The sequence below is a fragment of the Streptococcus sp. CF8_Ac1-9 genome (assembly GCF_024295565.1).
Classification (GTDB): Bacteria; Bacillota; Bacilli; order Lactobacillales; family Streptococcaceae; genus Streptococcus; species Streptococcus parasanguinis_X.
The window spans coordinates 19,788-45,887 of record NZ_JANCOY010000008.1; the positions used below are offsets into that span (position 1 = coordinate 19,788).

Here is a 26,100-nt window from a genome sequence, read left to right on the forward strand (position 1 = left end):
CGATAAGGTGTGCTCACCGAATTTTTATTGTTTCAAATTCATCATCATAAACGCATCAGCCCATTTCAAGATTCACCACTGCTTGTTCGCAATCACCACAAGCTCCCTGGAAGTGAGAAAAATCTCTACTTTTCTGATGTCTTGAAGCTATTATAGCTCCCGCTTCTGACTTTGTCAACAAAAATTTTAAAAAGTGGTTAAAATGTTCGGATTTTACATTTCCCCATTTTTTGCTAGCAATCGTGCTCTGCAATACTGAAAGCCTAAATAAGCCAGATAAGCGCCTAAGGTATTGGTCCACAAATCATCTAGCTCAAAGACACGATTGGCATCAAACAAGAGATCTAACAGAACTTGGCTACATTCAATCCACAAGCTCATCGCAAAGCCGGAGCACAAGACCCGTTTTCGACTCCTCAACCAGGGCCATAGCCAGAGAAGTTGAAAGACCAGCGGGCTTAACAAAAAGATATTGGCTATGTTTTGGAGAATGACCTTAATGAGTTGGAGGACACTGGTAATCTGGCCAAGATTCATCACCGAATTAAGAGGAACCAGCAGGACGACGATACGACCGAAATGTTGAATACCCGGTGTTTCCATACCTGGCTCTGGCTGTTGGGGCAAAAAACACATCAAACACAAGAGGATAAAATAGAAGAAGCTGCCACTCCGTAACAGCCTTCTTCCTCTTTTTGTTAGTTCTGTATGATCGATCAGCCCTTGTTTAAGGTTGCGCATGTTCAACAATCGCTTTCTCCCGATCCCGTTTCATGGTATTTGAACGCAATTGGCCACAGGCTGCATCAATATCTGTACCGTGCTCTTGACGCACTACACAGTTAACACCTTGTTTTTTCAAGGTATCATAGAAGGCCATGACCCGTTCTTTTGGACTCCGGCTATATTGGTCATGCTCACTGACAGGATTATAAGGAATCAAGTTGACATAAGACAATTTCTTGATATTCTTGAGCAATTCTGCCAACTCTAAAGCTTGCTCGACTCCATCATTGACTTCATTGAGCATGATGTACTCAAAGGTCACCCGACGATTCGTAGTCTCAATATAGTATTCAATCGCCGCAAACAATTTTTCAATTGGAAAGGCCCGGTTGATCTTCATGATACTAGAGCGCAAGTCATTGTTTGGAGCATGAAGGGACACTGCCAAATTGACCTGCACACCTTCATTTGCAAAGTCACGAATTTTATGAGCCAAACCAGAAGTTGACACGGTAATATGGCGAGCACCAATCGCTAATCCCTTGTCATCGTTGACCGTCCGGATAAATTTCAAGACATTGTTATAGTTGTCAAATGGTTCTCCGATCCCCATGACAACGATATGGCTGACCCGTTCATCTTGGCCACGTTCGTCAAAGTATTTTTGGACCAACATGATTTGAGACACGATTTCCCCATTGTTCAAATCGCGTTGTTTTTTGATCAAACCAGAAGCACAGAAGGTACAACCGATATTGCATCCTACTTGAGTCGTTACACAGACAGATAAACCATAGTGCTGACGCATCAAGACGGTTTCAATCAACATGCCGTCTGGCAATTCAAAAAGATACTTGACCGTTCCATCTGCTGACTCTTGCACAATCCGTTGCTTGAGTGGGTTGACGACGAATTGATCATTTAACTTCGCAATCAAGTCCTTAGAAAGGTTGGTCATTTCTTCGAAAGACTGGACGCGTTTGCGATAGAGCCATTCCCAGATTTGTGCTGCACGGAATTTCTTTTCGCCGTTTTCTTCCGCCCAATCAATCATATCCTGGCGTGTTAAACTATAAATGGATGGTTTCATTCTTTCTTACTCCTCTTTTTGTCGAATCACAAAATGACGTTTGTTGTCTGTCTTCGTTGTCTTTTTAGTCTCAGCAGACGGTCTTGTTTTTTTCGAGTTTTTGGCTGGTTGTCCCTTGTCGCGTTCTCGTTTTTGGAAACGATCTTTTTGTTTGCGATTACGCGAACGCTTTTTAGGTTCTCTTTCTTCTGATTGAGCTTTTTTGACCGGTGATTTCTTATCAAAAGAAGCACGATGAGGCTCCTTATTTTCAAGGACAAAATAAGCACAACCATAGCTACAATATTCTAACAAATAATCGTCTAAGCGACTTAGTTTATCCATCGTTGCAACATCGCGCTCTTCCTTATAAAAGCCACGCAAGCGCAACTGCTCATTGCTCCAATCACCAACAATGTAATCAAACTTGGTTAAAATCTCAGAAAATCGCTGACCAAAAACGGTCGCATCAAATGCTTCCTTCTCATTTTTCAACAGTTCAAAGGAGAGGTTTTCTGAAAGGATCTGGTCTCCTACCTGACGAAACACAGGTCCAGGAAATTTATTGTAATTATATAATTCAGGGTCAATCTCTTTTCGCATAGTGTTCCTTCATCAAAATCTATTTACTGTAACACTTTATTTTATCACAAATTTGATGACTTGCGTCAGATTTGACTAGAAAAGAGTTGAAATTCCTTTGAGAACAAAAAGAGAGTGGGACAGAAATCGGTAATTCGTTAGAATTCGATTTCGTCGTCCCACCTCCGCACAGTTGAGTAGGGCTGTAAAAGCTGATGAAATCAGCGTAGTAGAGCCCACTCAGCCACTGCGTCTTGCTCGACAATCCAAAAATAATTGAGAGGCTAGGACTTTTGTCCCAGCCTCTATGAATATTCTTTGCCGGATGGAAGAGGCAAATAAAGAGTGATTTTCGTATAGCTATTGGCCTTAGAATCAATCTCCATATGATAGGCTTCGCCAAATTGAAGATGCAATCGTTGGTCCACATTTTTCAAGCCAACACCTCCTAAACGAAGAAGGGTTTGGTCTGTTGACTCTGATCGGTCAAACCCTCGTCCATTGTCAAAAATCGATACGCAGGCGGAGTCTCCACTGACTTCAGTCGTCACTCGAATGAGACCGGGCCGATCGATCTCTTTAATGCCATGGTAAATCGCATTTTCCACTAAGGGTTGAAGCACTAATTTGGGGAGCTGATAGTCGCCCAAGCGTTCATCTTCTAGAATTTCATAATTGAGCTTTTCACCATAACGTTGCTTTTGAATGAAAAGATACTGGCGTACATGGTCAATTTCATCTCTCAGTAGGATTTGTTCCTGGCCTTGGTTGAGAGCCAGTCGAAAATATTGAGCCAGAGACTTGGTGATGTCGACCACGCGCCGACTATCATTAAACTCCGCCATCCAGACAATCGTATCCAAGGTATTATAGAGGAAATGCGGATTAATCTGAGCCGAAAGTGCCCGCAACTCGTAACGCCGTGCGTTCTGCTCCTCTTCCTTGACCTGTTGCATGAGGTTATCGATTTGGTCCAACATGGCATTAAAAGCTTGAGCGAGGTCCACCAATTCTGGAGATCCTTTGGCTGCAGCTCTCACGTGAGCATCTCCTGCTCCAATCCTCAAAATGATAGTCTGAAGGTCTCGTAAGGGTTTGATCCACAAACGCAGAACAAAGCCGATTCCTATTAAACACATGATCAAAGCTAGTAATCCTAGGCCAATAAAAGAGTACAGGAGTTGCGACTGAAGCATCTGAAGTCCTTCAAGTGAAGCCACTCCAATCAAGGTCCAATCACTATTTGGAATCGGAACCTGATAGATAAAATTCTGCCCTCCTTTTGCATAACCATCTTTCACAGCAATATAGGGCTGCATGGCCTGCATTTCTTTGCTGGAGGAATAGACCGCCTTTTTAGGATGGTAGACAAACTCATGCTTTTGATTAATGATAAAACTAAAGCCTTGCTTCCCTAGTTGAAGGTGATCCAAGTAAGCCTGAAGGCTATCGTAGCCAATATCCAAGCGTACTACTCCGAGATTTTGTCCGGTCTGATCGACCACTTCTTGGGTAATAGAAACCACCCATTTTTCTTTTTCCGAGGTCAAGGATTCCTTTCGAGCTGGCGTCAAGACCGGCATGGCTCTTTCCTTAATCGCCTCTTGATACCAACTTTCATTCATCATATCTGAAGAAGTCTGCATGCTGATTTTGGTATCTGTCGCTACCAGACGTCCGTCCTTAGTCACCAGGACTGCTGAGACCAGGTCCGGATCCGTTTCAATCATCGTTCGCATCAAGTGCTGAACCGTTTCTTGATCCGCACTCTTGTCTTGGGCAAATTGCCTAACAGCCTGTTCCTTGCTAAGCACTGTTGTGGTCTGCTTTAATTTTTTTAGATAAGAGGTTATAAACTGACTGCTTTGATCGATACTATTTCTTGTCGTCCGCTCCGTTAGCTGGCGGATCGTCCCTGAGCTCGTTTGATAATAGAGGCTACCGATAAGACCAAACAGCAAGAGAATGAAGAGAAAAAAGTAGAGGACCAGCTGGATCAGCAAAGGATATCGTTTCATTCATGCTCTCCTTTTTTGTACTGCCTTGGCGTCACCCCAACAACCTGCTTAAAGCGTTGAGAAAAATAGTTCATATCTTCAAAACCAACCTGATCGGCGATCTCATAAATCTTTAAATCTGTCGTGAGAAGCAAGAGCCGAGCCTTCTTCATTCGCTCCTGGATAAGGTATTCTTGAAAGGGAAGTCCCAATTTTTTCTTGATCAATACACTTAGATAAGAGGGACTGAAACCAAGTTGATAGGCCAAATCCTTCAGGGTTAACTGGGAATCTGCTAAACGAGCATGAATAGCTTCTTCCAAGTCTGTCGAATAACCATGACTGACCAAATCTTCGACTTGTGCCTTTTTTCGCTCTTGATCGAGTTTTCCTTTCACCTTTGCTAACATCTCTTCAATATCATCTTTTGAAAAAGGCTTCAGCAAATAATCATCTGCACCTAACTTGATGGCTTTCCTTGCAAACTCAAAGTCATCATAACCTGTCAAAAAAATGATATGACAAGACGGAGACTGCTCTTTGACGAGATGGGCCAGATCCAAGCCATTCATTTGTGGCATATTGATATCGGTTAGAAGGATATCAGCTGGTTGATCTTGAAACTTCTCCCAGGCCTCACGGCCATTTTCTGCCTGGTTGATGACGGTCATTCCAAACTGTTCATAATCCACTAAGGAAGTCAGTCCCTGCCGGATAAGCTCTTCATCTTCCACAATCATGATCGCATACATGTCTTTCACCTACTTGTCTTTGCTATGCTTATTATAGCAAATTGTGGCTCCAAATGTCTCAGACATAGTCCAATAAATAACCGTAGCCCTTTTCCACCATCTCTGCTTTAGGGATGAATTTGATTGACAAGCTATTGATGCAATAGCGAAGGCCGCCTTTTTCCTTGGGACCGTCGGTAAAAACATGGCCCAGATGAGAATTTCCCACACGGCTCCGAACTTCTGTCCGAGTCATATTGAAACTCTTATCCTCCTTATAAATCGCCACATCAGGACTAATTGGCCGACTGAAACTTGGCCAACCACAACCAGAATCAAATTTATCCTTAGAGGAGAAGAGAGGCTCACCAGTCACGACATCTACATAAATACCGGCATCAAACTGATCCCAGTAACGATTGGAGAAGGCTCGTTCGGTATCATTTTTTTGTGTCACCGCATACTCTTCAGGAGATAACTTCTTTTTGATTTCCTCATCACTTGGCTTGGAGTAGCGGCTAGCATCAATAACAGGATAAGAAGCCTGATTGACATCGATATGGCAGTACCCATTCGGATGTTTCTTTAGATAATCCTGGTGGTAGTCCTCAGCCTTGATGAAATTGCTCAGTTCCTCTTTTTCCACTGCTAACGGTTTGTCGTATTTTTTTGCTACCTCTTCAAAGACTTGGTTAATGGTTGGAAGGTCTTCTTGGGAGACATAATAGACACCTGTTCGGTATTGAGTCCCTTGATCATTTCCTTGACGATTCTTCGACGTTGGGTCGATAATCCGGAAATAATGCAGGAGCAATTCTTTCAGAGATACCTGCTTGACATTGTAAGTGATATGAACTGTTTCAGCATGGCCTGTTTGAGGGACTAATTCATACTTGGTGGTATCCCCTTTTCCATTGGCATAACCTGATTCGGCATCAATGACACCCGGAACACGGGAAAAATACTCTTCCACACCCCAGAAGCAACCACCAGCTAGATAGATTTCTCGTTGGTCTTCTGGATTGACTTTTTCTTCCTTCTTTTTGTTTGCTACTGGTGTCTGACTCATGGACGCTTTTTTGATCTGCTCAGTCGTCGCATCTGATGTATCCAAGGCCATGGATCCTTTGACAAGGAAAAAGATTCCAAAACAAAATAGCCCCACTAAAAGAATGGAAATGAGTTTCCATTTTGTTTCCATTTTATGTCCTCCTTACTTCATTTCTTTTAGAGTCTGGACGATGTCTTCCTTGCTCATATAACCGATATGGGTCTTAGCGAGAGTCCCATCACTATTGATAAAGAGTGCCGATGGATAAGACCGAATCCCATACTCTTTTAGCAGCTCCCCTTTACTATCTAGCAAGACTGGGAAATCCTTGTAATCCAAAGACTGGTACCAGTTTTTGAAATCTGCTTCTGATTTTTCACCATTAAAAGTTGGAGCTACAACGGATAAGACCACATAATCCTTACCCGCCTCTTCTTTTGCCAACTCATTGGTATCCTCTAATGTCGATAGGCAAATAGAGCACCAGGAAGCCCAAAATTTGAGGTAAACTTTCTTCCCTTTGTAATCAGATAAGCGGTAGGTCTTACCGTCTACTCCTTGCAGGTTAAACTCTTGAACCTTCTTTCCAGCTTGCTCTGAAGATCCCGTTGTGGATGTCTGCTTAGTCTCACTTTTGTTGGATGATTCCATTCCTTGGTTAGAGCAAGCCCCCAAAAGTCCAGTACACAAGAATCCTGCAGCTACTAAAGCTAATTTCTTCATCATTATTACCTCTTTAAACAAGGAGAAAGTCATCCTCAGATGACCTCTCCCTTCTTTCATTAGTTGTCTGATTTCATATCAGATGATTCACTCTTTTCATCTTTCATTTCTGAATCGCTAGATTTCATCTCATCTTTTTTCATATCGTCCTTCATTTCAGAACTGCTGTCAGACATCATAGATGAATCTTTCATGTCTTCTTTTTTCATTTTATCATCGGACATGGATGAATCCTTCATGTCATCTTTCTTCATATCTTCCTTCTTCATATCGTCCTTCTTCATCATACTACTATCGTCCGTTTTTTTCATGTCTGAATCTGACTTCTGTCCAGAACAAGCTGCTAAAGTGACGATGCTAAGTGTAGCAATAGAAAGTGCAAGAATTTTTTTCATGATTTTTCTCCTTTAATCATTCAAGATTATTGAAACAGGGATGCGAGGCTATTAAGATTTCCTAGCATCAGCAAGATGCCCATCAAGATGATGAGGGCACCACCAATTTTTTTCAAGGTTCCCATATGGGGCTTGAGTTTAGCAAAATGTTGTAGAACCCAGCTAGAAGCCAAGGCCAAAAGCAAGAAAGGCAGCGCCAAGCCTAATGTATAGACCAGCATCAGGAGAGCGCCTTGCAATGCACCATCTCCTCCAGAAGCTGCAATGGCTAAAACAGAGCTCAAAACTGGTCCGACACAAGGGGTCCAACCAAAACTGAAGGTGACCCCTATCAGAAAAGCATTGAAGAATTCATTGCGTTTTTCATCCTTCTTCAGTTGGATACTCTTTTGTTTTTGGAGTTGCTGAAGATTGATGAGGCCCATCTGATGGATTCCCAATAAGATGACAATCCCTCCTAGTAGGTAACGGAACCAGGGAGCATAAAGCACCTGGCCAAGGGCCCCTGCACCGTATCCTAGAATCAGGAAAACAGTTGATAGACCTGCGATAAAACAAAGAGTCTTCACCAGGCCATACCAAGAAATGTCTCTTCCAAAAATTCGAACCGTCTTCACGCGTTCATAATCCAATAGAATCCCTACATAGACTGGCATCAGTGGCAAAATACACGGGGAGAAAAAGGATAGAACTCCCGCTAAGAATACTGAAATGGAAAACAAACTGGTTTGAATCATTTCACTACCTCCCTTTCTTTCTGATACCAGTATAAAGAAAAAATCCCTCTAAAAATAGAGAGATTGATAAGCAAAAACTTGAATTTAATTAGAAGGTGAATATTCCCCTCTGCTAACACGATGTCATACGTTCAAGTACGAAATTTGTCAAACAAGCTACTTTAATTCTTTTTCAAATAGTCAATGGCATCCTGCAAGGTTTTGACAGGAACAATTTTCATCTTGGTTTTAATTTTCTTAGCTGTTTCTACCGCTTCGTCGTAGTTGCTCTTGGCATTCGGATTGTTCTTTTTGACTTCTTCTGTCACTGGATTATCAGGGGCAAAGAAGATTTCAGCACCAGCGCGATCTGCTGCTACGACTTTTTTATCCACTCCACCGATATCTCCGACAGTCCCATCATGGTTAATGGTCCCTGTCCCCGCGATATGGCGTCCCTGACGAAGGTCTGGATCCGCTACTTGGGTATAGATGGACAAACTAAACATCATCCCGGCACTTGGACCACCGATGCCAGCTGTCGCAAATTCAATCGGTACATCACTCTTCACTTCTGTCCGGTCAATCAAGCTAATCCCAATCCCATTCTTGCCATTGACCAACTTAATAATCTTTCCTTCAGCAGTCTTGGTCTGGCCATCTTCTGTGTAGGTCACTGAGACCTTGTCCCCAATTTTTTGGGAACCAACATACTCGATGAGCTCTTTTGAGCTCTTGAAGGTTTTGTCATTCACAGCGATAACTGTATCCGTAACATTTAAAATACCTTTAAAAGTAGAATCCTCCATGACTTCCATGACGTAGACACCCAAGAATTCCATCTCTGTCTCTTTACCAGCAGTTTTCAACCCTTGGTATTTGGCCATATTTTGCGAGGTTTCCATATAGAATTGATTCATCCTGAAAAATTCCTCACTGGAACTGCCACCAGTCATTTCTTGTTTAGAGTGGATATCTGTAAAAGGAGTCATCCAGGCATAGATCAAATCAGCCGGAGTTGCTTCTTTCACTGCCACGGTTACAAAATCATAGGATCCTGACTTGGTATCCATTTTTCCATCCACTGTCATGACGGATCGAATATCTTCTGCCGTTCCCGGCATCTCAATATAATAGGGAAGGCGGATCACAAAAGCAGCTAGCAAGAGAAGCAAGAAAAGAACTCCTGCAATCGGCCATCGGTATTCTTTCAACCGTCCTTTTTTCTTTTTAGGGGTCAAGCTTGGTTTATTCGCTTGTGTCATCTTTAATTTCCTCCATTACACTCTCTGGGACATAAGGTGAGATATCCTGCTGAAAAGCCAGCAACTCTCGAATACGCGTTGAACTAATGGCCTGGTAAGGAGGCTGGGCATAAAGATAAACCGTCTCCAATTCAGGTGCCAACTGGTGATTAAAATAATCCATATTGGCTTCGTAAACCAAATCCTGTGCATTGCGCAAGCCCCGGATCAAGGTGATGACACCAAGATTACGTGCCACTGTCACAGCCAACTCTTGGGTCGACGTCACAATTTCAATATTTTCCAAATGAGCCAAGGCCCCTTCCACCATGCGCACGCGCTGCTCAATGGAAAAGAGTCCGACTTTTTCCGGATTATAAAAAATTCCGACATAGACACGGTCAAACAAGCGGCTCGCCCGCTCGATCAATTGCACATGCCCAATGGTAATCGGATCAAACGATCCTGTAAACAATCCAGTTCTATCTGACATATACTGTTACCTTACTAATTCCATAGATTTTTTCTTTCCAAATTCCCACCTGTCCGATTTCCTCAGGAAGTTCTACATGTTTATCTGTTTCGCACACAATCATGATGTTTTCTGATAAGAGATGGCGCTCGCACAAGGTTTCGATATCGCGGACAATCTCTTCCTTGGCATAAGGCGGGTCTAAGAAAACCAGATCAAAGGTGCCCGTTAGAAGCCACAAGGCTTGCTTGGCCTCCATTTTTAGTAGTTGAAACCGTTCCTTTTCCTTGGTCATGGCAATATTAGCTGCCACAATCTCCTGCGCTCGACGATCTCTTTCCACTAGAACCGCCTCTGACATGCCTCGAGAGACTGCCTCAATAGAGAGACCACCGCTTCCTGCATAGAGATCCAGCACTCTTCCGCCATCAAAGTAAGGACCAATCATATTGAACATGGCCCCTCTGACCTTATCAGAAGTCGGCCTGGTTGTTTTTCCTTCAAGTGTTTTGAGGGGACGTCCCCCATAGGTTCCAGATACTATTTTCATAGGGACCATTATACCAAAAAAAATCAGAAAATTGCGATTTGATATGGTTAAGCGACAATTAAAAGAGGCTGGGACAAAAGTCCTAGCCTCTCAATTATTTTTGCATTGTCGAGCAAGACGCAGTGGTTGAGTGGGCTCTACTACGCTGATTTCATCAGCTTTTACAGCCCTACTCAACTGTGCGGAGGTGGGACGACGAAATCGAATTCTAACGAATTACCGATTTCTGTCCCACTCTCTTTCTTTCCTTATAGGATATTTTCATATTCATCACGGACAGATTGAGGCCAGACACTGGTTTGGACTTCACCGATATGTTTCTTACGAAGCAAGAACATCGCCAAACGAGATTGTCCGATCCCTCCACCAATTGTAAGTGGGAAAAGACCATTTAACAAAGCTTTGTGCCACTCTAATTGGAGACGATCCTCGTCCCCTGTGATCGCAACTTGACGGCGAAGCGTATCTTCATCGACACGGATCCCCATTGAAGACAACTCAAAGGCTGAACCTAGGACATCATTCCATACAAGGATATCACCATTCAATCCCTTGTAGCCATTTTCAGATTCTGTTGTCCAGTCATCGTAGTCAGGTGCGCGTCCATCGTGTGGTTTGCCATCTGCCAGCTCTCCACCAATCCCAATCAAGAAAACAGCTCCGAATTCTTTGGCAATGGCATTTTCACGCTCTTTTGGAGTTAAGTCTGGATAGCGTTCCACCAATTCTTCAGTGTGAATGAAGGTGATTTGTTTTGGAAGGACAGACTCAATATCATAACGCGCTTCTACTGCTAGTTCTGTTAACCGAATCGCCTTGTAAATTTTTTCAACTGTTTCTTTAAGGTAGGCGATGTTGCGTTGACCATTTGGAATGACTTTTTCCCAATCCCATTGGTCTACATAAACAGAGTGGATGGCGTCTAGCGAATCTTCATCTGGACGAAGAGCCTTCATATGGACGAAGAGGCCTTCGCCTTCGCCAAACCCAAAACGTGCCAAGGTATGGCGTTTCCATTTCGCAAGTGAATGCACGACTTCATAAGTCTCATCAGGAATTTGAAGGACCTTTACAGATACCGGATGTTCAATCCCAGAAAGGTTATCTTGCATCCCGTCTCCGACCTTGCTCAAAATTGGCCCTTGGACTTCAATGATGTCCAATTTATCTTTTAAATATTGTGTAAAAGTCGTTTTAACAAACGAAATTTCTTTTTGTTGGTGTATAAAACTTTTTTTCATATAATCCCTCGTTGATAGAAGTTGTAAAACTGATTATACTCTTTTTTCACTTAAAATCCAAGTCTTTCCATCCCCTTATAACGGAATTTTTCTCTTGCAAAAGGATTTTATTTTTGATAAACTATATGTAACTTTTAAAACGTTACGTAGGAGAAGCGACATGTTTGATGCAAAAAAACTAAAAGAAAGACGCCTGGAAAAAGGCTTGACCCAAGCAGATGTCTACGAGGATCTCAAAATTTCTCGCAAGACTTACTCCAGTTGGGAGAATGGCTTAGCGGAGCCACACGAAAAAAATCTCAGGAGGTTGGCCAAGCGCCTCTCCGTTAAAGAGGACTACTTTATTAACAAAGAGTCTGCACTCTACACCTACCCTTTATTAACCCCACCTCATCAAAAGAAAGTCGACCAATTGGCCAGCCAGTTATTAGAGCAGCAGCAAAAAGTTGTTTCCTTGACGGCTTATAAGGTTCTTTCAATTGAGCTGGCAGCTGGTTTAGGACATACCTTTTATGATAACGAAACAGACTATGAAACCGTCTATTTTGACAAAGAGATCCAGCATGACTTCGCATCTTGGGTATCCGGAAATTCCATGGAACCTCTCTACCCCAATGGCTCTGTTGCCCTCATGAAGCAGACCGGATTTGACTATGATGGAGCTGTCTACGCCCTCATCTGGAATGGAAAAACTTACATCAAGAAAGTCTATCGGGAAGCGGAAGGCTTGCGCTTAGAATCCATCAACCCTGATTATGACGATTTATTTGCTCCTTATGAAGACGAGCCCAAAATCGTCGGTATTGTAGTCGGGCATTTTCTTCCACTTGAGGTGTAAGTATGCTATTTGATTATTCACGTGAGCCTCATTCTGATATTGCTTTTGTGGATATGAAAAGTTTTTATGCTAGCTGTGAGTGTGTCCGTCTGGGGCTCAATCCCTTGACCACTTCCCTTTGTGTCATGAGCCGAAGCGACAATTCTGCTGGCCTGATTTTGGCCAGCTCTCCCGTTTTCAAACAAGTCTTTGGCAAGAAAAATGTCAGCCGGAGCTACGACCTACCTTTTGATCTCAAAACCAGAAAATTTAATAGCTACGTCGCCGAAAAGCAAGGATTGCCAACAGATCCAGCCTTTATTGCATCCATTGAATCCTGGGCCAAGAGGACTCTGATTGTGCCTCCACGGATGAATGCCTACATTCAGGTCAATATGGAGATTCAGAAGGTCTTTCAGGAATTTGCGGCACCAGATGATATTTTCCCTTACTCGATTGACGAAGGCTTTATCGATCTGACTTCTTCCTTAAATTATTTTATTCCAGATTCCTCCCTCTCTCGAAAGGAAAAACTGGATCTCCTTTCTGCCAGAATCCAAAAAAGGATCTGGCAGGAAACTGGAATCTACTCTACCATCGGCCTCAGCAACGCCAATCCCCTTCTTGCCAAGCTAGCCTTGGACAATGAAGCCAAGCATTGTCGAAATATGCGCTCCAATTGGTCTTATGAAGATGTAGAAAGTAAGGTCTGGAAACTGCCCCAGCTCACTGATTTTTGGGGTATTGGACGTCGCACTGAAAAACGATTGCAAGGGATCGGGATCACGTCGATTGCTGAACTAGCCCAGGCTCACCCAGATCTCTTAAAGAAAGAATTCGGAGTCATGGGTCTTCAACTGTGGTTCCATGCTCATGGCATTGATGAAAGCAATGTCCACAAGCCTTATCGTCCGAAATCACGAGGCATTGGTAACTCTCAAATCTTGCCCTATGACTACTATCTACAAGCCGACATTGAACTGGTATTTCGGGAGATGGCTGAACAGGTGGCTATTCGCTTGCGACGGAAAAAAAAGAAGACCCAACTGGTCTCCATTCATGCCTCCTACTCCAAAATCGAGGGGCTTCCGTCCATTCACTGCCAGCAAAAGATTGAGCCCACCCAATCCACCAAGGTTTTATCCGATACGGTTCTGCGGCTCTTTCGCTCCAAGTACGAAGGAGGCGCCATTCGGCAGATTGGTGTTTTTTATGGAGAACTTGTCGAGGAGTCTCTTCAACTCTTTTCTCTCTTCGATGATCCAGTAGCCTTGGAAAAAGAGGAGAAACTCCAGCAGACGATTGATCGCATTCGGGACCAATTTGGCTTTACCTCTCTTCAGAAAGGCTCCTCATTACTAGAAAACTCACGCGCCATTGCACGCAGTAAACTAACAGGCGGACATTCCGCAGGAGGCTTAGATGGATTAACATGATCGACCGTTCTTATCTCCCTTATCAATCCGCACGCGAATTTCAAGACCGTGGCATGGCCAAATGGGCCGGCTTCTTTTTATCTGAGCACACAACTGCCCTTCACACCAAAGAAATCAACCGCAGTCAGCTCACGGTTCTTCCATTTGCTGAACAGATTCAGCTCCTCGAGCAGGCCTTCCAACAACAAACGACGATCTCGATCACGACTCTAGAGGGGAATCAATTTGCAACCTACACAGGTTCGATTCACACCTTATCTGCTTCTGAGCTTCTTCTCAAAAGCGATGGCCACTACCACCGTCTCCTCGTAGACTCTATCATTTTTATTGAATCTGAGGAAACACCCTATGAAACCTATTCAGAATAAACACGAATTACAATTTGATTATTTTTCGGAGAATTACCACCAATTTGAGATGGACTTTTACAAGTGGGCCGCTACTTCTACGCCGCTCGTCTTTTTAGAAGACGATATTCTCCACTCTATGGCAGCAGGCCAGCGAAACTACTTTCGTCTTCACCACACCAAAAGTCGGGATCATCGAGACCATTATTTCTATTTTAAAGTTTCCACACTCTCCCAATCACCCCTGACCCGTATTTACGCTTATACAGGACATCACTTACAAAAGATAGATCCTCATCAGACAGAGAAAAAGGATAGCTTGATCTAAGAAGCTATCCTTTTTCTTGATTTATGGGATTCACTACAGTCCTTACGAGTGATTAGAATCCATCTACGTTTGTGTAGATTTTTTGTACGTCCTCGTCGTCTTCAAGAACGCTGTAAAGTTTTTCAAATGTTTCCAAATCTTCACCTGACAACTCAACTTCTGATTGAGGAATCATTTCCAATTCTGTTACTTGGAATTCTTCGACACCTGATTCACGCAAAGCAACGATTGCTTTGTGAAGATCAGTTGGAGCAGTGTAGACTGTGATCGTTCCTTCTTCTGCTTCGACATCATCTACATCCACATCTGCTTCAAGCAAAAGTTCAAAGATCGCATCAGCATCATCACCAGCAAAGACGATAACACCTTTGTTGTCAAAGAGGTAAGATACAGAACCTGAAGCTCCCATGTTCCCACCGTTTTTACCAAAAGCAGCACGGACATTGGCAGCTGTACGGTTAACGTTTGAAGTCAAAGTATCAACGATCAACATCGAACCATTTGGTCCAAATCCTTCGTAACGTCCTTCTGTAAAGGTTTCGTCAGTGTTTCCTTTTGCCTTATCGATCGCTTTATCAATCACGTGTTTTGGCACTTGCGCTTGTTTGGCACGGTCAATAACGAATCTCAAAGCAGTATTTAGTTCTGGATCTGGTTCACCCTTTTTAGCAGCTACATAGATCTCCACACCAAATTTGGCATACACTTTTGAGTTGGCACCATCTTTGGCAGTTTTCTTGGCAACAATATTGGCCCATTTACGTCCCATGAGGATTCTCCTTAAATTTTTTCAAATTATTTTCAATCTTTTATATTATATCACAAATCACAAGACTTGGAAGAGTTTTTTGCGTATCCTTCCAATTGGAGTTGCTCGGCTATTCACCCTTTATTGATCTTCCACTCTCACGGGCACTCGACCCCAGATCTGTTCTGGCAATTGGGGATGGCCTAGCTGATACACCTGATCGGCTTGCTGGGTCAAGTCATCCCAAGGTTCCTTACCGATTCGAGTCACGATTTCTACTGATTTTTTCAAGCCTTTGAGGTGAGCTTGTCCCTTTGCGGAAAATCCTAAGACATGAATGGCATCGGGAAGAGCTTGATCCATCGCCCCTACCAAGATGTAGGTCAAGATGCGGCGCACGCGCGCCTTGGTATAGCGCTTGGTTGCGACTTTCTCCACCAGGTCTTCCACAGAGCTAGCACTTCGAACCGCATCCTTTATCCGATTGGCCAGTTCCTCATTGACCTGAAAAATCTGTGTCAAATCCGGACGGGTTAGGATTTGATAACGGAGCAGTTGGTCATAATTCTCCCAAGATACCTGTGGAGCCGACTGAAAGAGTTGGCTATTAGGCATGAATCTAGCGACAAAGCCCTGATCTTCCTTGTGCAGGCGTAGACTAGTGGCAGAAGCATAGGCCACCTCTTTTTCTTCTGAATGGTAGCCTGCTCCCTGGCGTTGGATAGCCTTGAGCGCAATCCCCTTCCCAGCACAAGCCTTGGCATAAGCCAAGCCCAGGATATGATTGGGAGTAGCTCCTGTGACCTCCACTCCAGCAAAGGTTTCCCACATTTTTTGGGTCTTCTGTGGATAGGATAAATCTTCTGGAAGGCTTCGCAAGAAAGCTTCCATTTCCGCCTCTTTCTCCGCATAAACTGTAGCAATCGCTTGGTAATCTAGAACTTCTTCTGTCCCAAAAATCAATTGGTCAATTCCTAGACGGGACAAGATTTCTACCGCTCCCTTGGCAAAATGATCCGCCGACTGAACAGCCACGAGAAAGGGGAGCTCGACCACCAGATCCGCTCCATTTTCCAAAGCCATCTGCGCGCGAATCCACTTGTCAACAATGGCAGGCTCGCCACGTTGAACAAAATTTCCGGACATGGCCACAATCTTCAGCCCTTCTGCCTGTTCCAGCAGGTACTTGTGTCCATTATGAAAGGGATTAAATTCTGCAATAATTCCTGTAACTGTCATGTTTTCCTACTTCTGTGCTACAAAAAACCATCGTTTGCTGGTCTTTGTTGGCGCTTTATCTTCAAAGTCTGCATAGAGTTTAAAGGATTTAAAGCCAGCCTGCTCCAATAAGATGTCATAGGTTAAAACTTCATAAGTGCGTTCCTCATGAACTTCATCGTGGCGACTAAAGGAGCCATCCTCTTCTTGGACAAAGAAGGTTAACTCATGGACGATCGAGTGAGGGGCCGCATCCTCATAGGTATCCCAGAGCATGGCAAAATCTTCCGCATTCTCATGATAAGAATAGCCTGGAAAGACCTCATCCGTCTGGTAGGTCGAATGGACATCAAAGATAAAGACCCCGTCCTCATTGAGGGCATTGTAGACTTCTTTAAAGACGTCTCCTACTTCCACCTCGTCCTGCATATAACAGATAGAATCGGAATAGCAGGTTACAAAGTCATAAGTGCCTGCTTGTGACAGGTCCAGCATATTGCCCTCGATAAAATCAATCTTTTGCTTAGCTGAAGCAGCTCTTTTTTCAGCAATTTTCAGCATGTCAGCACTCAGGTCTAACCCTGTCACATCAAATCCAGCTTGAGAAAAGCAAACAGACTGAATCCCTGTCCCACAAGCCAATTCCAGTAATTTTTTCTTATCTTTTGTCTTTGGGAGATGGCGGAGGGAAAAATCCGTCCACAAATCATACAGACTGTCATCCATGACCGCATCATAGACCGCCGCAAAGGTTTCATAAGTCGCCATATTCATGATACCAAGTCCGCCCGTAATCCGATAGAAAATTAGGAGCACGACGATGGAGCTAAGCTCCAAGGAGAGCTATCTATTTTCCGAGGATTACAGGACGGGTTCAAATCCTTTCTAAGATACAAAGAGCGTTAAAAGCAAAGAGAAAATAGGAAACTTTCTGCCCTATCCTCAGATACAAAGGAAGTTACTCTTTTTCTCACAGCTTTTAGCTCGTGTTCAATTAAGAAAACAAACAAACACGAGGCCCCATCCTTTCTTTCCATAGAATTTCAATTTAACCAACAAAACTCAGTTGCTACCAACTGAGTTTACCTGCTTATGCTAGGGCTACCGAAAGATCGACAGCACTTGCTTCGTGCCATAGCTTTTCTAGGTTATAGTGGGCACGCATTTCTTCTGAGAAGACATGAACCACCACACTACCTAAGTCAAGAAGGACCCAACCTCCAGCTGAATCACCTTCGACGTGGCTGGCATTGCCACCAGCTTCAACGACTTTCTCACGAATATTCTCTGCGATAGCTTCCAACTGGCGGCTATTCATAGAGCTTGCGATGACAAAGTAGTCTGTCACACTGGTCAAGCTTTGAACATCCAAAGCCACAATGTCTTCCGCGCGCTTTTCATCTGCTGCTTTGACAACTAATTCAAGTAGTTCTTTTTCTTTCATGTAATCCTCTTTCCTTAAAAAATTGATTTGTAATCTAAGACATCCGCAAAACGTTCTGCCCAAATATTTTCATAAAATTCATTAAGCGTTTCTGCCGGAATATCCTCTCCATCAAAGGTTGTGACAGCTCCTTCTGGAATGACCAGCTTGTAGCCATATTCAAACCCCACTTTGATGGATGTATCGACACAATATTCTGTCTGCATGCCACACAGGACTAGTTGTTCAATCCCTTGTTGATCCAAGTATTCTTTTAATCCTGTCTCCTTAAACATGCTATTGTATCGCTTCTGAAATACCTTTTCATTCTCCTGTCTTTTCAACAGAGGAGATAATTGCCAATCTTCCGACGTTAAAGCCTCTGGCGTTTCAATATGCTGTATATAGATGATTTCAATCTGCTGTTTTCTAGCCCGATCTTGCAAATAAGCAATCTTCTCTAAGAGTTTTTCTGTCTCAAAACCTGTTTCCACTAAGATATTTTGTACGTCAATAATGATAAAAGCTGTCTTCACTCACTGCTCCTCTTTCAAATACTTTACAAATGCATTATAGGTTTCAAGGGTTTGGGGATAAATCGGCAATCCTTGGTGAGCCAGGTGTTCGACTGTGCGAGCCGTCTCATAGGCCACGGCACGATCCAAGGAGACTTGAGCGATTTTCCGCGCTTGATCTACCCCTGGGAAATCCCGATTGTGTTCAATATAATCTGCCACATAGACGATCTTGTCTAAGGTTGACATCCGTCCACTCCCAACCGTATGAATCTCAATACTGCGAAGAATGGCTGGATCTGTCAGTCCGAGATCTTCTTGGATCTTATAAATCCCGACCATCCCATGCCAGACGTTATTTCCCCAGTTTTTTAATGCTGGATCCAGCTCATAGCGATCGATCAAGTCCAGAAATTCCTGATCCGATAATTTCTTGGCGTAGTCATGTAACAAACCTGCTAGGCCAGCCTGCTCTTCGTCAGCCCCATAGCGTTTGGCCAAGTCACGCGCAGCCTTCTCAACCCCTAAACAGTGAGTAAGCCGCTTTTCTGGCAGGATTTGGCGCATTTTTTCAAGCAAGACCTCACGAGAAAAGCCTAGATAGTTTTCATAGGTCATTGATACAATCCTTCTTTCTTGATGTAGTCCAAGACTGGTTTTGGCAACATAAAATTCGGCGTCCGATCCTTGGCTACAAAATCACGCACCATACTAGAGGAGATGTCCATGAGAGGAACATCCACCCAGATCACCGGATAAGAAGTCCCTGCCTTATAGCGTGGTCGCTGTACCCCGACAAATTGCACAATCTCCACCAATTCATCGATGCGGTGCCATTTTGGTAAATAATCCACCATATCTGCACCAATGATGAAGTAATAATCTGTGTCTGGATCCCGTTCATTGAGCAAGAGCATGGTGTCGTAGGTATAGGAAATCCCTTTCCGCTCGAGTTCAATCGTCTCGATCTCCAGACCTTCAATGCCTTCAATGGCTAATTCCAGCATCTTAAGGCGATGGTGCTCTGCAATCGTCCCCTTGGCATCGACATGCGGTGGCTCATACTCAGGCATCAAGAGCACCTTATCTAATCCTAATTGTTGGCGCACTTGATCCGCAACGACCAAATGGGCATTGTGGACCGGATTGAAATTTCCACCCAAAATACCAACTTGTTTGCGTTTCTTGTCTTTGATCTCTGGCTCTAACTCTACCTTGGTAAAGGGAGTCAATAGTTCAATTGCCATAGGTTTGCTCTCCTCGATGTCCTAAATTTCTTTTACCTTCGCTGAAATTTTACGATTTTCTTTTTTGCTCGATTGTTTAAACAAGATGAGAATCCGACCAATCTTTTGGACCGTTTCCACACCGATTTCTTCTTCCAAGATTTCTGCTACTTCATGGATATTCTCATCCGTATTTTGAAGAAGAGTTACCTTGATCAGTTCGCGCGCATCTAGCGCTTGGCGCACACTAGTTTTGATTTGGTCATTGAGCCCATTTTTCCCAATTTGGATAATGGGTTTGAGGCTGTGGGCTTGGCTATTGAGGAAAGCCCGTTGTTTAGATGTTAATGTCATGTTTTTTCATTGTTTCTTTTTTGATACTTTTCTGATGTGGTGGCGGTCGTCAGCGACCTCCTAGCGGAGTTCCATGACTTAAATTTGAGCCTAAAGTCTCAAATTTTCCGCGCCTAAGTAGTAAAATATCTACTTAGGCTTTCACCACAGCGAAAAGTATCCTTTCTAGGCTCGTTGCACTCGCCCAGTCTATAAAGAAACTATTTCCTTTCAAATTTTTAAATAATAGCTTTGCGGGTAACGACGGCGACGCCTTCTGGTGCCCAGACGGCTACTTTGGCTTCGCCATTGACGCGGATCCATCCGAGTCCTGAGATGACCAGGTCTGTCTTGTCCTTGATGGTAAACTCATGGGAAATCAAAGGCGGGAATTCTTCTTTTTCCTTGCTATTAGGAGGAGTTAGTAAGCCACCGACATGCTTGTCATAAAAAGCGGTCGCGCCCTCAAGCTTAGTTCTGTGAAGCTTGAGTTCGTTGTCAAAGAAGGCAGTGAAACCTTGCTTTTCTCCCTTGATAAAGTCAAAACGTCCCAAGCCACCTAAGAAAAGGGTTTGCTCTGGATTAAGCTGATAAGTCTTGGGTTTGATTTCCTTTTTAGGGCTGACATACTTAAGATTTTTTGCTGTCAAGTAATGAGCCATCTGGTGGCGATGGATAATCCCTGGTGTATCATAGATGTAGGATCCATCGTCCAGTGGGATTTCGATCTTGTCCAGTGTCGTCCCTGGGAAGCGAGAGGTCGTGATGATATCCTTGTCTCCAGTGATTTCTTGGATGATTGCATTGATGAGGGTCGATTTCCCAACGTTGGTCACACCCACCACATAGACATCACGGCCCTTGCGGTACTGCTCAATCTTTTCCATTAAGTCCTTGATAGCACTCTTGTTTTGAGCAGAGGTGAGGACCACATCGACAGGACGCATGCCTTCTTCGTGGGCCCGCTCCATCAACCAATGGGTCACCTTGCTATCCTTGACAGACTTGGGCAAGATGTCTTTTTTGTTTCCGACCAAGAGGACATCATTTCCTGCTACAAAGCGTGGTAAGCCTGGGATAACAGATCCATTAAAATCAAAAATATCCACTACATTGACCACGAGAGCATCACTATCTCCTACTTCGTGAAGGAGTTTTAGGAAATCATCATCTGTCAGATGCACATCTGTGATTTCATTGTAGTGACGCAGACGGAAACAGCGTTGGCAATAAACCTCGCCTGTTTCCAAGCCCTTTTCAAGAGCTGATTGGGGAGTATAGCCTAGCCCCTCTTTGTTTTCTGTCTGAATGGGGGCTCCACAGCCAATACAGAATAATTCTTCCATTCTTAAATTCCTTTTTTGTATACAATCGGACCATATTTTTCGGCCATTTGCTTCATGACACGGCGTTCACGCGCCCGGTTGATCTGGGTCTTGATCGAGTCATGCTCAACCAAAGGCTTGACCAAAATCGAACGAATGCCTGCACGATGGGCAGCTCGGATATCCGTCATCAGTTGATCCCCGACCATGACCACTTCATTTTTCTCATAGTGGAAACGTTTGAGGGCACGATCAATCCCAAAGGTAAAGGGCTTAAGCGACCAAGCTTCATAGTCAATATCAAATTTCTCAACAGCGCGCTTGACCCGTTTGGGACTATTATTAGACACCACGATAACCCGAATCCCTCCATCACGAAGGTCATGCAACCACTGGCGCATCTCAGGAGTTCCATCCGGATTATTCCAAGCAATCAAGGTATTATCCAAATCCACAAGGACCGCCTTAATACCTTGTTTTTTTAAGTCTGTAACGGTGAGATCATAGGCTGCTTCCACCGCAAAATCTGGTTTGTAATTTTCGATTGACACGTTTTTCTCCATTTTTTATACTCCTTTCATTGTAGCATAAAAAGGCCCATTTTGCACCCGCTTCACGACTAAAACAGCGACAGGCTCCAATCAGGTCGCTTTCACTACTCAAAAAATAGACAAAATCCTTACAAAGTTCCAAAAACATGGTATAGTAGAAGAAAAAGAACTCGGAATTTTTTATGAAACAAACAAGCTTAAAAGAGGTCTCTCCTCTTCTCCAGCGCATCATTAATTGGTCGTCTATCATTGGTGCTCTTGGGACCTTGGCCTTTTGTATCTGGGCCTACTTTTCTGGTATCCTTCAATCCAAAGAAACCTTGTCAGCTTTTATTTTGCAAGCCGGAATCTTTGGACCACCTCTCTTTATCTTTCTTCAGATCCTTCAAACAGTGGTCCCTATTATTCCTGGCGCCCTGACATCTGTCGCTGGTGTCTTTATCTATGGCCACATCATTGGGACCATCTACAATTACATCGGCATCGTGATTGGCTGTGCCATTATCTTCCACCTAGCCAGAATGTACGGGCCTAAGTTCGTCCAATCTATGGTCAGTCAGAAGACCTACGACAAGTACATTGGCTGGCTCAATGAAGGCAAGCGGTTCGATCGCTTCTTTATCTTCATGATGATCTGGCCGGTTAGTCCCGCTGACTTCATCTGTATGCTGGCAGGTCTGACCAATATGACCTTCAAACGCTACATGACCATCATCATCCTCTGCAAACCCATCACCCTCGTCATCTACACCTATGGCCTGACCTATATCATCGATTATTTCTGGAAAATGGTCTAAAGCATAACACCACCTCCTAATTGACTAGGAGGTGGTGTTTTTGTAGTCCTATGAATAGTTTCTTACTCTCTATTTCGCAACCCAACCAATCGCATCTGCAGGAGGATTGTCCACATCAATCCAGATGAAGTCAATGCCAATTTCTCCGTTTTTGAATTTAGGTTTATTCAGCAATTGATTCTTTCAACCTATTTCTGTTACAATGAGAGAGGAGGAAAATCATGTCAAAAAAAATTATTCACGTTGTTGCAGCTGCTATTGAAAAAGATGGAAAAATATTTTGTGCTCAGAGACCCGAAGGAAAAAGTTTGGGAGGTTTTTGGGAATTCCCAGGTGGAAAATTAGAGGCAGGGGAATCTCCTGAACAAGCGCTCATTCGTGAAATACAGGAAGAACTAAATTCAGAAATTGAAATTATCTCCTTTGTGAATGAAGCCTCCTATGATTATGATTTCGGAACTGTCGTTATGAAAACCTTTCACGCCAAGCTACTTTCAGGAAAACTAGAGTTGTTAGAACACCAAAATTCGACTTGGTTAGCACCGCATGAATTAAAATCACTTAACTGGGCACCTGTCGATCGTCCAGCTGTAGAATTATTAACAAAAAAATAAGAGGTATACCTCTTATTTTTTTGTTAAATAATCATAAAGTGTTGTAGGAACTTCATTGATCAGTTCAAAATTCATGGTCACTACAGGCGTTTTGCCATCTGGCATTATAGTTTCAAGAGCACTATCCTCAATATAACAGACTGGTCCAAGATAATAGAAATCACTTCCTTCACCATCCTCTTTTTTTATAAACAGGTGAAGGCTCAATCCAGTATCATTAGACTGCATAATCTCGGCTACTTCTTTTGACTTGAAACTCCTGTTGCTCCTAGAATACCAGTGAAAGACTTTATTTGATAAAAAACCATCTTGATACTGAGTTGTTTCAGTAATATCATCCTCTTTGTGATAAGTGACAAAAATCGGACAAGTTCCATGTTTAACCTTATAACCATAAACAGTCGAGCTCTCATCCTTATCCCAGTTGAGTAGTCTCACAGCGTCTTTACGAGAATACTTTTCCCCGATTGTCAACGGATTCTGTGGATACTTTTCAGAACGATAAAGACCCGTCTGAATGATATCTAATATAAAATCTTTATACTCCTTTGTCAGAAATTGAGCAAAATATGGTGAAAGTTGATAAATATTATTCTTGATAGCCAAAGCTGATACACCATACTTTTCCTGATCTCTTTTAACAAAAAAGCTATAGGTCAAGAAATTCTCAATAGACTTCAACAACTCATTAGAAGCTCCTAAATTCTCTTCTTTTAGGAATTTTTCAAAATCCGAACGCGAAATCTTTTCTTTTTCCAGAAAGAATTTTAAAAGATAAAGATCTGCTTTCCTCTTTCCATTTGATAACTCTTTACAAAGAAAAGTTAGAAATCCATTTAGCTCAGAAATTTTAACAAATGAATCATCCTTGTCAAAAGAATCGATAACTTCTCCATAATGATTAAAGCTATCAAAAAAGATGTATGGATCCAAAGTATCTAATTTCCAAAAATCACTTAATTTTGGAATACAACCTAGCCGGTTCTTCGTCTCCATATAAGCTTCTTTCAACAAAACTTTATTAGATAAATTAGTATTAGTGATGGACTTAAAGATTTGTTCCTTAGCTACTTCTTCAAAATTGATGGTCGTCAATCCTTTTAGAATGTTTGGTTCTCGAAGCTCTCGACGATAATTATCTTTATTCATCGATTTATCACCAAACAAAGCAATAGGAATTAAATAGTTATTCTTATAGTTTCCAATAAAGTCGATAATGGTAACATATTCTTTACTCTCATGCTTCCGTAGTCCTCGACCTAACTGTTGTACGAAAACAATGCTAGATTGAGTATTCCGCAACATCACAACCTGATTGACCGATGGAATATCAATCCCTTCGTTAAAGATATCTACTGTTAAAATGTAGTCAAGCTCTCCCTTTTCTAGTTGGGCAACGACTTCATTCCGGGTCTCCATGTTATCTTCACCTGTTAAGGCTCGACAATGTTTCCCCTTTTGATTCAGTTTGGATGCTAAGTCATGGGCTTCTTGCTTAGAAGAACAGAACATCAAGCCCTTCACTTTCTCTCCACTAACTCCATAAAAATCAATCTTCTTAATAATATGCTTCACGCGCTCTTCGGAAGTTAAGTTCGCAATCGTAGTTTTCTCATTGATTAACTGTCCTTCGATTTCGATATCCTTTACCCCAAAATAAATGAATGGGCAAAGCATATCATTGTCAAGGGCATTTTGTAGACGAATCTCATAAGCAATATTGTAGTCAAACAATTCATAAATATTCTGACCATCTGTCCGCTCTGGAGTAGCCGTCATCCCCAAAAAGAATTCTGGTTGAAAATACGCCATCACTTTTTTATAAGAATTTGCACCAGCTTTATGAACCTCGTCAATCAGAATATAGTCAAAATAATCTCTTGAAAATAGGCCTAAATGCTGTTCACGTGAAAGGGTTTGGATAGTAGCAAACACATATTTTTTGCCCGTCAAATCAGCCCCAGAGTGATAAATAAGACCTTCTTCATCAGAAAACTGCAAGACCTTTTGAAAATCCGTTAATGACTTCTGAAGAATCTGCTCTCGATGAACAATAAAAAGCATTCTTTCTGGCTTAAACTGTTGGACATCAAAAGCTGATAGAAAGGTTTTTCCTGTCCCAGTGGCACTGATGACCAAAGCCTTCTTTTTCCCAGAATCACGAATTGCTTGTAATCCTTTTAAAGCATCCTTTTGCATTTCATTAGGACTAATTGTTTCACTCTGATACTGAGCCGTCTTCTCTTCGCGAATCTGATCCACTCGAATGACATTCTGACGTTTTCGCGCATAAGAAGCAATCTTGTCATATGTCAAAAGATCCGACTTCTCCCAAATCTTGTCAAATTCAGCTTTAGTAGCTCGAATAAGCTCGCCATTATGAGTAGATGTCAATTTAATATTCCACTCATAATTTATTTTGAGAGCATTATGGGTCAGATTCGAACTTCCCGAAATCAATACCTGCCTTCCCTCATGCTCAAAGAGATAAAACTTGGCATGCATCTGCAAACTCTCGGGAGTCAAACGGACTTCTACATTCTCTAACTTGAGTAATTCTTGCATTGCAATTGGATCATTGAAATCGAGATAAGGAGATATAAGAATTTTACCTTTTATTCCTTTATCCATCAGATCAGACAATTGCGACTTAATTAAGGCAATTCCAGACTGTGTAATAAAGGCCACTGATATGTAGAAAGCCTTGCACTTACTCAACTCCTCTTGCAAATCCGTCAAAACATACCGCTTCATTTCATGATCATTGATCAAAATCTGCGGTGAATATCCTCCCTCTTGATACTGTACATTATCCACAAAACCATATTTTAATGATTTAATAAGAGTGTCTTGAAATAAAGTTACGCCTTCTGGCATAGATCGTCTCTTTTCTACCGTTATTTAATAGTTTCATTATACCAAAAA

At 42.6% G+C, this 26,100-nt stretch carries 30 protein-coding genes and 1 other annotated feature (1 of these 31 cut by a window edge); of the genes, 6 read left to right on the top strand and 24 right to left on the bottom strand.

What is annotated here, in order from left to right; translation table 11 throughout:
- Nucleotides 1-146: a binding site (T-box leader), on the bottom strand (it extends 90 nt beyond the left edge of the window).
- Nucleotides 147-213: 67 nt separating this feature from the next.
- The 13 genes from NML76_RS09770 to asnA form a co-directional block, all read right to left on the bottom strand.
- Nucleotides 214-741 (bottom strand): VanZ family protein, encoded by a 528-nt coding sequence (locus NML76_RS09770; protein WP_049498546.1) that lies wholly within the window; start codon nt 739-741, stop codon nt 214-216.
- Nucleotides 728-1,816 (bottom strand): 23S rRNA (adenine(2503)-C(2))-methyltransferase RlmN, encoded by a 1,089-nt coding sequence (rlmN, locus tag NML76_RS09775; RefSeq protein WP_003005918.1) that lies wholly within the window; start codon nt 1,814-1,816, stop codon nt 728-730. The genes NML76_RS09770 and rlmN overlap by 14 nt, the downstream gene beginning before the upstream one ends.
- A gap of 6 nt (nt 1,817-1,822) precedes the next feature.
- Nucleotides 1,823-2,398, bottom strand: coding sequence for a YutD-like domain-containing protein (locus NML76_RS09780; protein ID WP_049483935.1), 576 nt, complete (start codon nt 2,396-2,398; stop codon nt 1,823-1,825).
- 284 nt (nt 2,399-2,682) lie between these two features.
- Nucleotides 2,683-4,395 carry a sensor histidine kinase gene (locus tag NML76_RS09785; RefSeq protein WP_070673756.1) on the bottom strand — a complete coding sequence of 571 codons (1,713 nt, stop codon included), beginning with the start codon at nt 4,393-4,395 and terminating at the stop codon, nt 2,683-2,685.
- Nucleotides 4,392-5,126 carry a response regulator transcription factor gene (locus tag NML76_RS09790; RefSeq protein WP_048715808.1) on the bottom strand — a complete coding sequence of 245 codons (735 nt, stop codon included), beginning with the start codon at nt 5,124-5,126 and terminating at the stop codon, nt 4,392-4,394. The genes NML76_RS09785 and NML76_RS09790 overlap by 4 nt, the downstream gene beginning before the upstream one ends.
- A 58-nt stretch (nt 5,127-5,184) precedes the next feature.
- Nucleotides 5,185-6,306 (bottom strand): peptide-methionine (R)-S-oxide reductase MsrB, encoded by a 1,122-nt coding sequence (gene msrB, locus NML76_RS09795; protein WP_070673754.1) that lies wholly within the window; start codon nt 6,304-6,306, stop codon nt 5,185-5,187.
- A 12-nt stretch (nt 6,307-6,318) separates the two neighbouring features.
- On the bottom strand, nt 6,319-6,879 hold the full coding sequence (locus NML76_RS09800) for a redoxin family protein (protein WP_070673978.1): 561 nt from the start codon (nt 6,877-6,879) through the stop codon (nt 6,319-6,321).
- A gap of 59 nt (nt 6,880-6,938) precedes the next feature.
- On the bottom strand, nt 6,939-7,274 hold the full coding sequence (locus NML76_RS09805) for a hypothetical protein (RefSeq protein WP_048715812.1): 336 nt from the start codon (nt 7,272-7,274) through the stop codon (nt 6,939-6,941).
- Between the two features lie 26 nt (nt 7,275-7,300).
- Nucleotides 7,301-8,011 carry a thiol-disulfide oxidoreductase-associated membrane protein CcdA2 gene (gene ccdA2 / locus NML76_RS09810; protein WP_070673753.1) on the bottom strand — a complete coding sequence of 237 codons (711 nt, stop codon included), beginning with the start codon at nt 8,009-8,011 and terminating at the stop codon, nt 7,301-7,303.
- 161 nt (nt 8,012-8,172) lie between these two features.
- Nucleotides 8,173-9,255 carry a SepM family pheromone-processing serine protease gene (locus NML76_RS09815; protein WP_070673752.1) on the bottom strand — a complete coding sequence of 361 codons (1,083 nt, stop codon included), beginning with the start codon at nt 9,253-9,255 and terminating at the stop codon, nt 8,173-8,175.
- Nucleotides 9,239-9,727, bottom strand: coding sequence for a pantetheine-phosphate adenylyltransferase (gene coaD / locus NML76_RS09820; protein WP_070673751.1), 489 nt, complete (start codon nt 9,725-9,727; stop codon nt 9,239-9,241). Before coaD ends, NML76_RS09815 begins: the two co-directional genes overlap by 17 nt.
- Nucleotides 9,717-10,256: a 16S rRNA (guanine(966)-N(2))-methyltransferase RsmD gene (gene rsmD / locus NML76_RS09825; protein WP_070673750.1), complete on the bottom strand. Its 540-nt coding sequence runs from the start codon at nt 10,254-10,256 to the stop codon at nt 9,717-9,719. Before rsmD ends, coaD begins: the two co-directional genes overlap by 11 nt.
- Nucleotides 10,257-10,504: 248 nt before the next feature.
- Entirely contained in the window at nt 10,505-11,497 is a 993-nt protein-coding gene (gene asnA, locus NML76_RS09830; protein ID WP_061455285.1) for an aspartate--ammonia ligase, read from the bottom strand.
- Nucleotides 11,498-11,657: 160 nt separating this feature from the next.
- Between asnA and NML76_RS09835 the strand changes: the two genes are divergently transcribed.
- Genes NML76_RS09835 through NML76_RS09850 form a run of 4 tightly spaced genes read left to right on the top strand, consistent with a single transcriptional unit; the run spans nt 11,658 to nt 14,425 of the window.
- On the top strand, nt 11,658-12,335 hold the full coding sequence (locus tag NML76_RS09835; RefSeq protein ID WP_031575880.1) for an XRE family transcriptional regulator: 678 nt from the start codon (nt 11,658-11,660) through the stop codon (nt 12,333-12,335).
- A gap of 2 nt (nt 12,336-12,337) precedes the next feature.
- Nucleotides 12,338-13,750, top strand: coding sequence for a Y-family DNA polymerase (locus NML76_RS09840; protein WP_070673749.1), 1,413 nt, complete (start codon nt 12,338-12,340; stop codon nt 13,748-13,750).
- Entirely contained in the window at nt 13,747-14,118 is a 372-nt protein-coding gene (locus tag NML76_RS09845) for a hypothetical protein (protein ID WP_070673748.1), read from the top strand. The genes NML76_RS09840 and NML76_RS09845 overlap by 4 nt, the downstream gene beginning before the upstream one ends.
- Nucleotides 14,099-14,425, top strand: coding sequence for a DUF5960 family protein (locus NML76_RS09850; RefSeq protein ID WP_031575871.1), 327 nt, complete (start codon nt 14,099-14,101; stop codon nt 14,423-14,425). The genes NML76_RS09845 and NML76_RS09850 overlap by 20 nt, the downstream gene beginning before the upstream one ends.
- A gap of 52 nt (nt 14,426-14,477) precedes the next feature.
- Here NML76_RS09850 and NML76_RS09855 read toward each other — a convergent pair whose 3' ends face one another.
- From NML76_RS09855 to NML76_RS09900, 10 genes are all read right to left on the bottom strand, one after another.
- Nucleotides 14,478-15,194: a YebC/PmpR family DNA-binding transcriptional regulator gene (locus NML76_RS09855; RefSeq protein WP_003005873.1), complete on the bottom strand. Its 717-nt coding sequence runs from the start codon at nt 15,192-15,194 to the stop codon at nt 14,478-14,480.
- A gap of 120 nt (nt 15,195-15,314) precedes the next feature.
- Nucleotides 15,315-16,412, bottom strand: a complete 1,098-nt coding sequence (locus NML76_RS09860) for a nucleotidyltransferase (RefSeq protein WP_070673746.1) — start codon at nt 16,410-16,412, stop codon at nt 15,315-15,317.
- A gap of 6 nt (nt 16,413-16,418) precedes the next feature.
- Entirely contained in the window at nt 16,419-17,159 is a 741-nt protein-coding gene (locus NML76_RS09865) for a class I SAM-dependent methyltransferase (protein ID WP_302851201.1), read from the bottom strand.
- A 322-nt stretch (nt 17,160-17,481) separates the two neighbouring features.
- Nucleotides 17,482-17,835, bottom strand: a complete 354-nt coding sequence (rsfS, locus tag NML76_RS09870) for a ribosome silencing factor (protein WP_254733414.1) — start codon at nt 17,833-17,835, stop codon at nt 17,482-17,484.
- 14 nt (nt 17,836-17,849) lie between these two features.
- Entirely contained in the window at nt 17,850-18,350 is a 501-nt protein-coding gene (locus NML76_RS09875; RefSeq protein WP_254733416.1) for a cysteine hydrolase family protein, read from the bottom strand.
- Nucleotides 18,351-18,947: a bis(5'-nucleosyl)-tetraphosphatase (symmetrical) YqeK gene (gene yqeK / locus NML76_RS09880; protein WP_254733418.1), complete on the bottom strand. Its 597-nt coding sequence runs from the start codon at nt 18,945-18,947 to the stop codon at nt 18,351-18,353.
- Nucleotides 18,944-19,576, bottom strand: a complete 633-nt coding sequence (locus NML76_RS09885) for a nicotinate-nucleotide adenylyltransferase (RefSeq protein WP_023917394.1) — start codon at nt 19,574-19,576, stop codon at nt 18,944-18,946. Before NML76_RS09885 ends, yqeK begins: the two co-directional genes overlap by 4 nt.
- Nucleotides 19,577-19,597: 21 nt before the next feature.
- Nucleotides 19,598-19,909 carry a ribosome assembly RNA-binding protein YhbY gene (gene yhbY / locus NML76_RS09890; protein WP_003005853.1) on the bottom strand — a complete coding sequence of 104 codons (312 nt, stop codon included), beginning with the start codon at nt 19,907-19,909 and terminating at the stop codon, nt 19,598-19,600.
- A 218-nt stretch (nt 19,910-20,127) separates the two neighbouring features.
- The gene (yqeH, locus tag NML76_RS09895) at nt 20,128-21,234 is read right to left on the bottom strand and encodes a ribosome biogenesis GTPase YqeH (RefSeq protein ID WP_031575855.1); all 1,107 of its coding nucleotides are present in this window, start codon (nt 21,232-21,234) and stop codon (nt 20,128-20,130) included.
- 2 nt (nt 21,235-21,236) lie between these two features.
- Nucleotides 21,237-21,764 (bottom strand): YqeG family HAD IIIA-type phosphatase, encoded by a 528-nt coding sequence (locus NML76_RS09900; protein ID WP_118095844.1) that lies wholly within the window; start codon nt 21,762-21,764, stop codon nt 21,237-21,239.
- A 182-nt stretch (nt 21,765-21,946) separates the two neighbouring features.
- Here NML76_RS09900 and NML76_RS09905 point away from each other — a divergent pair, with 182 nt between their 5' ends.
- Nucleotides 21,947-22,561 carry a TVP38/TMEM64 family protein gene (locus NML76_RS09905; protein WP_003011758.1) on the top strand — a complete coding sequence of 205 codons (615 nt, stop codon included), beginning with the start codon at nt 21,947-21,949 and terminating at the stop codon, nt 22,559-22,561.
- Between the two features lie 221 nt (nt 22,562-22,782).
- On the top strand, nt 22,783-23,175 hold the full coding sequence (locus tag NML76_RS09915) for a (deoxy)nucleoside triphosphate pyrophosphohydrolase (RefSeq protein WP_254733420.1): 393 nt from the start codon (nt 22,783-22,785) through the stop codon (nt 23,173-23,175).
- Nucleotides 23,176-23,187: 12 nt separating this feature from the next.
- Here NML76_RS09915 and NML76_RS09920 read toward each other — a convergent pair whose 3' ends face one another.
- A complete protein-coding gene (locus tag NML76_RS09920; RefSeq protein WP_118228465.1) occupies nt 23,188-26,052 on the bottom strand; it encodes a DUF3427 domain-containing protein in 2,865 nt (954 codons plus the stop codon).
- Nucleotides 26,053-26,100 lie beyond the last annotated feature (48 nt).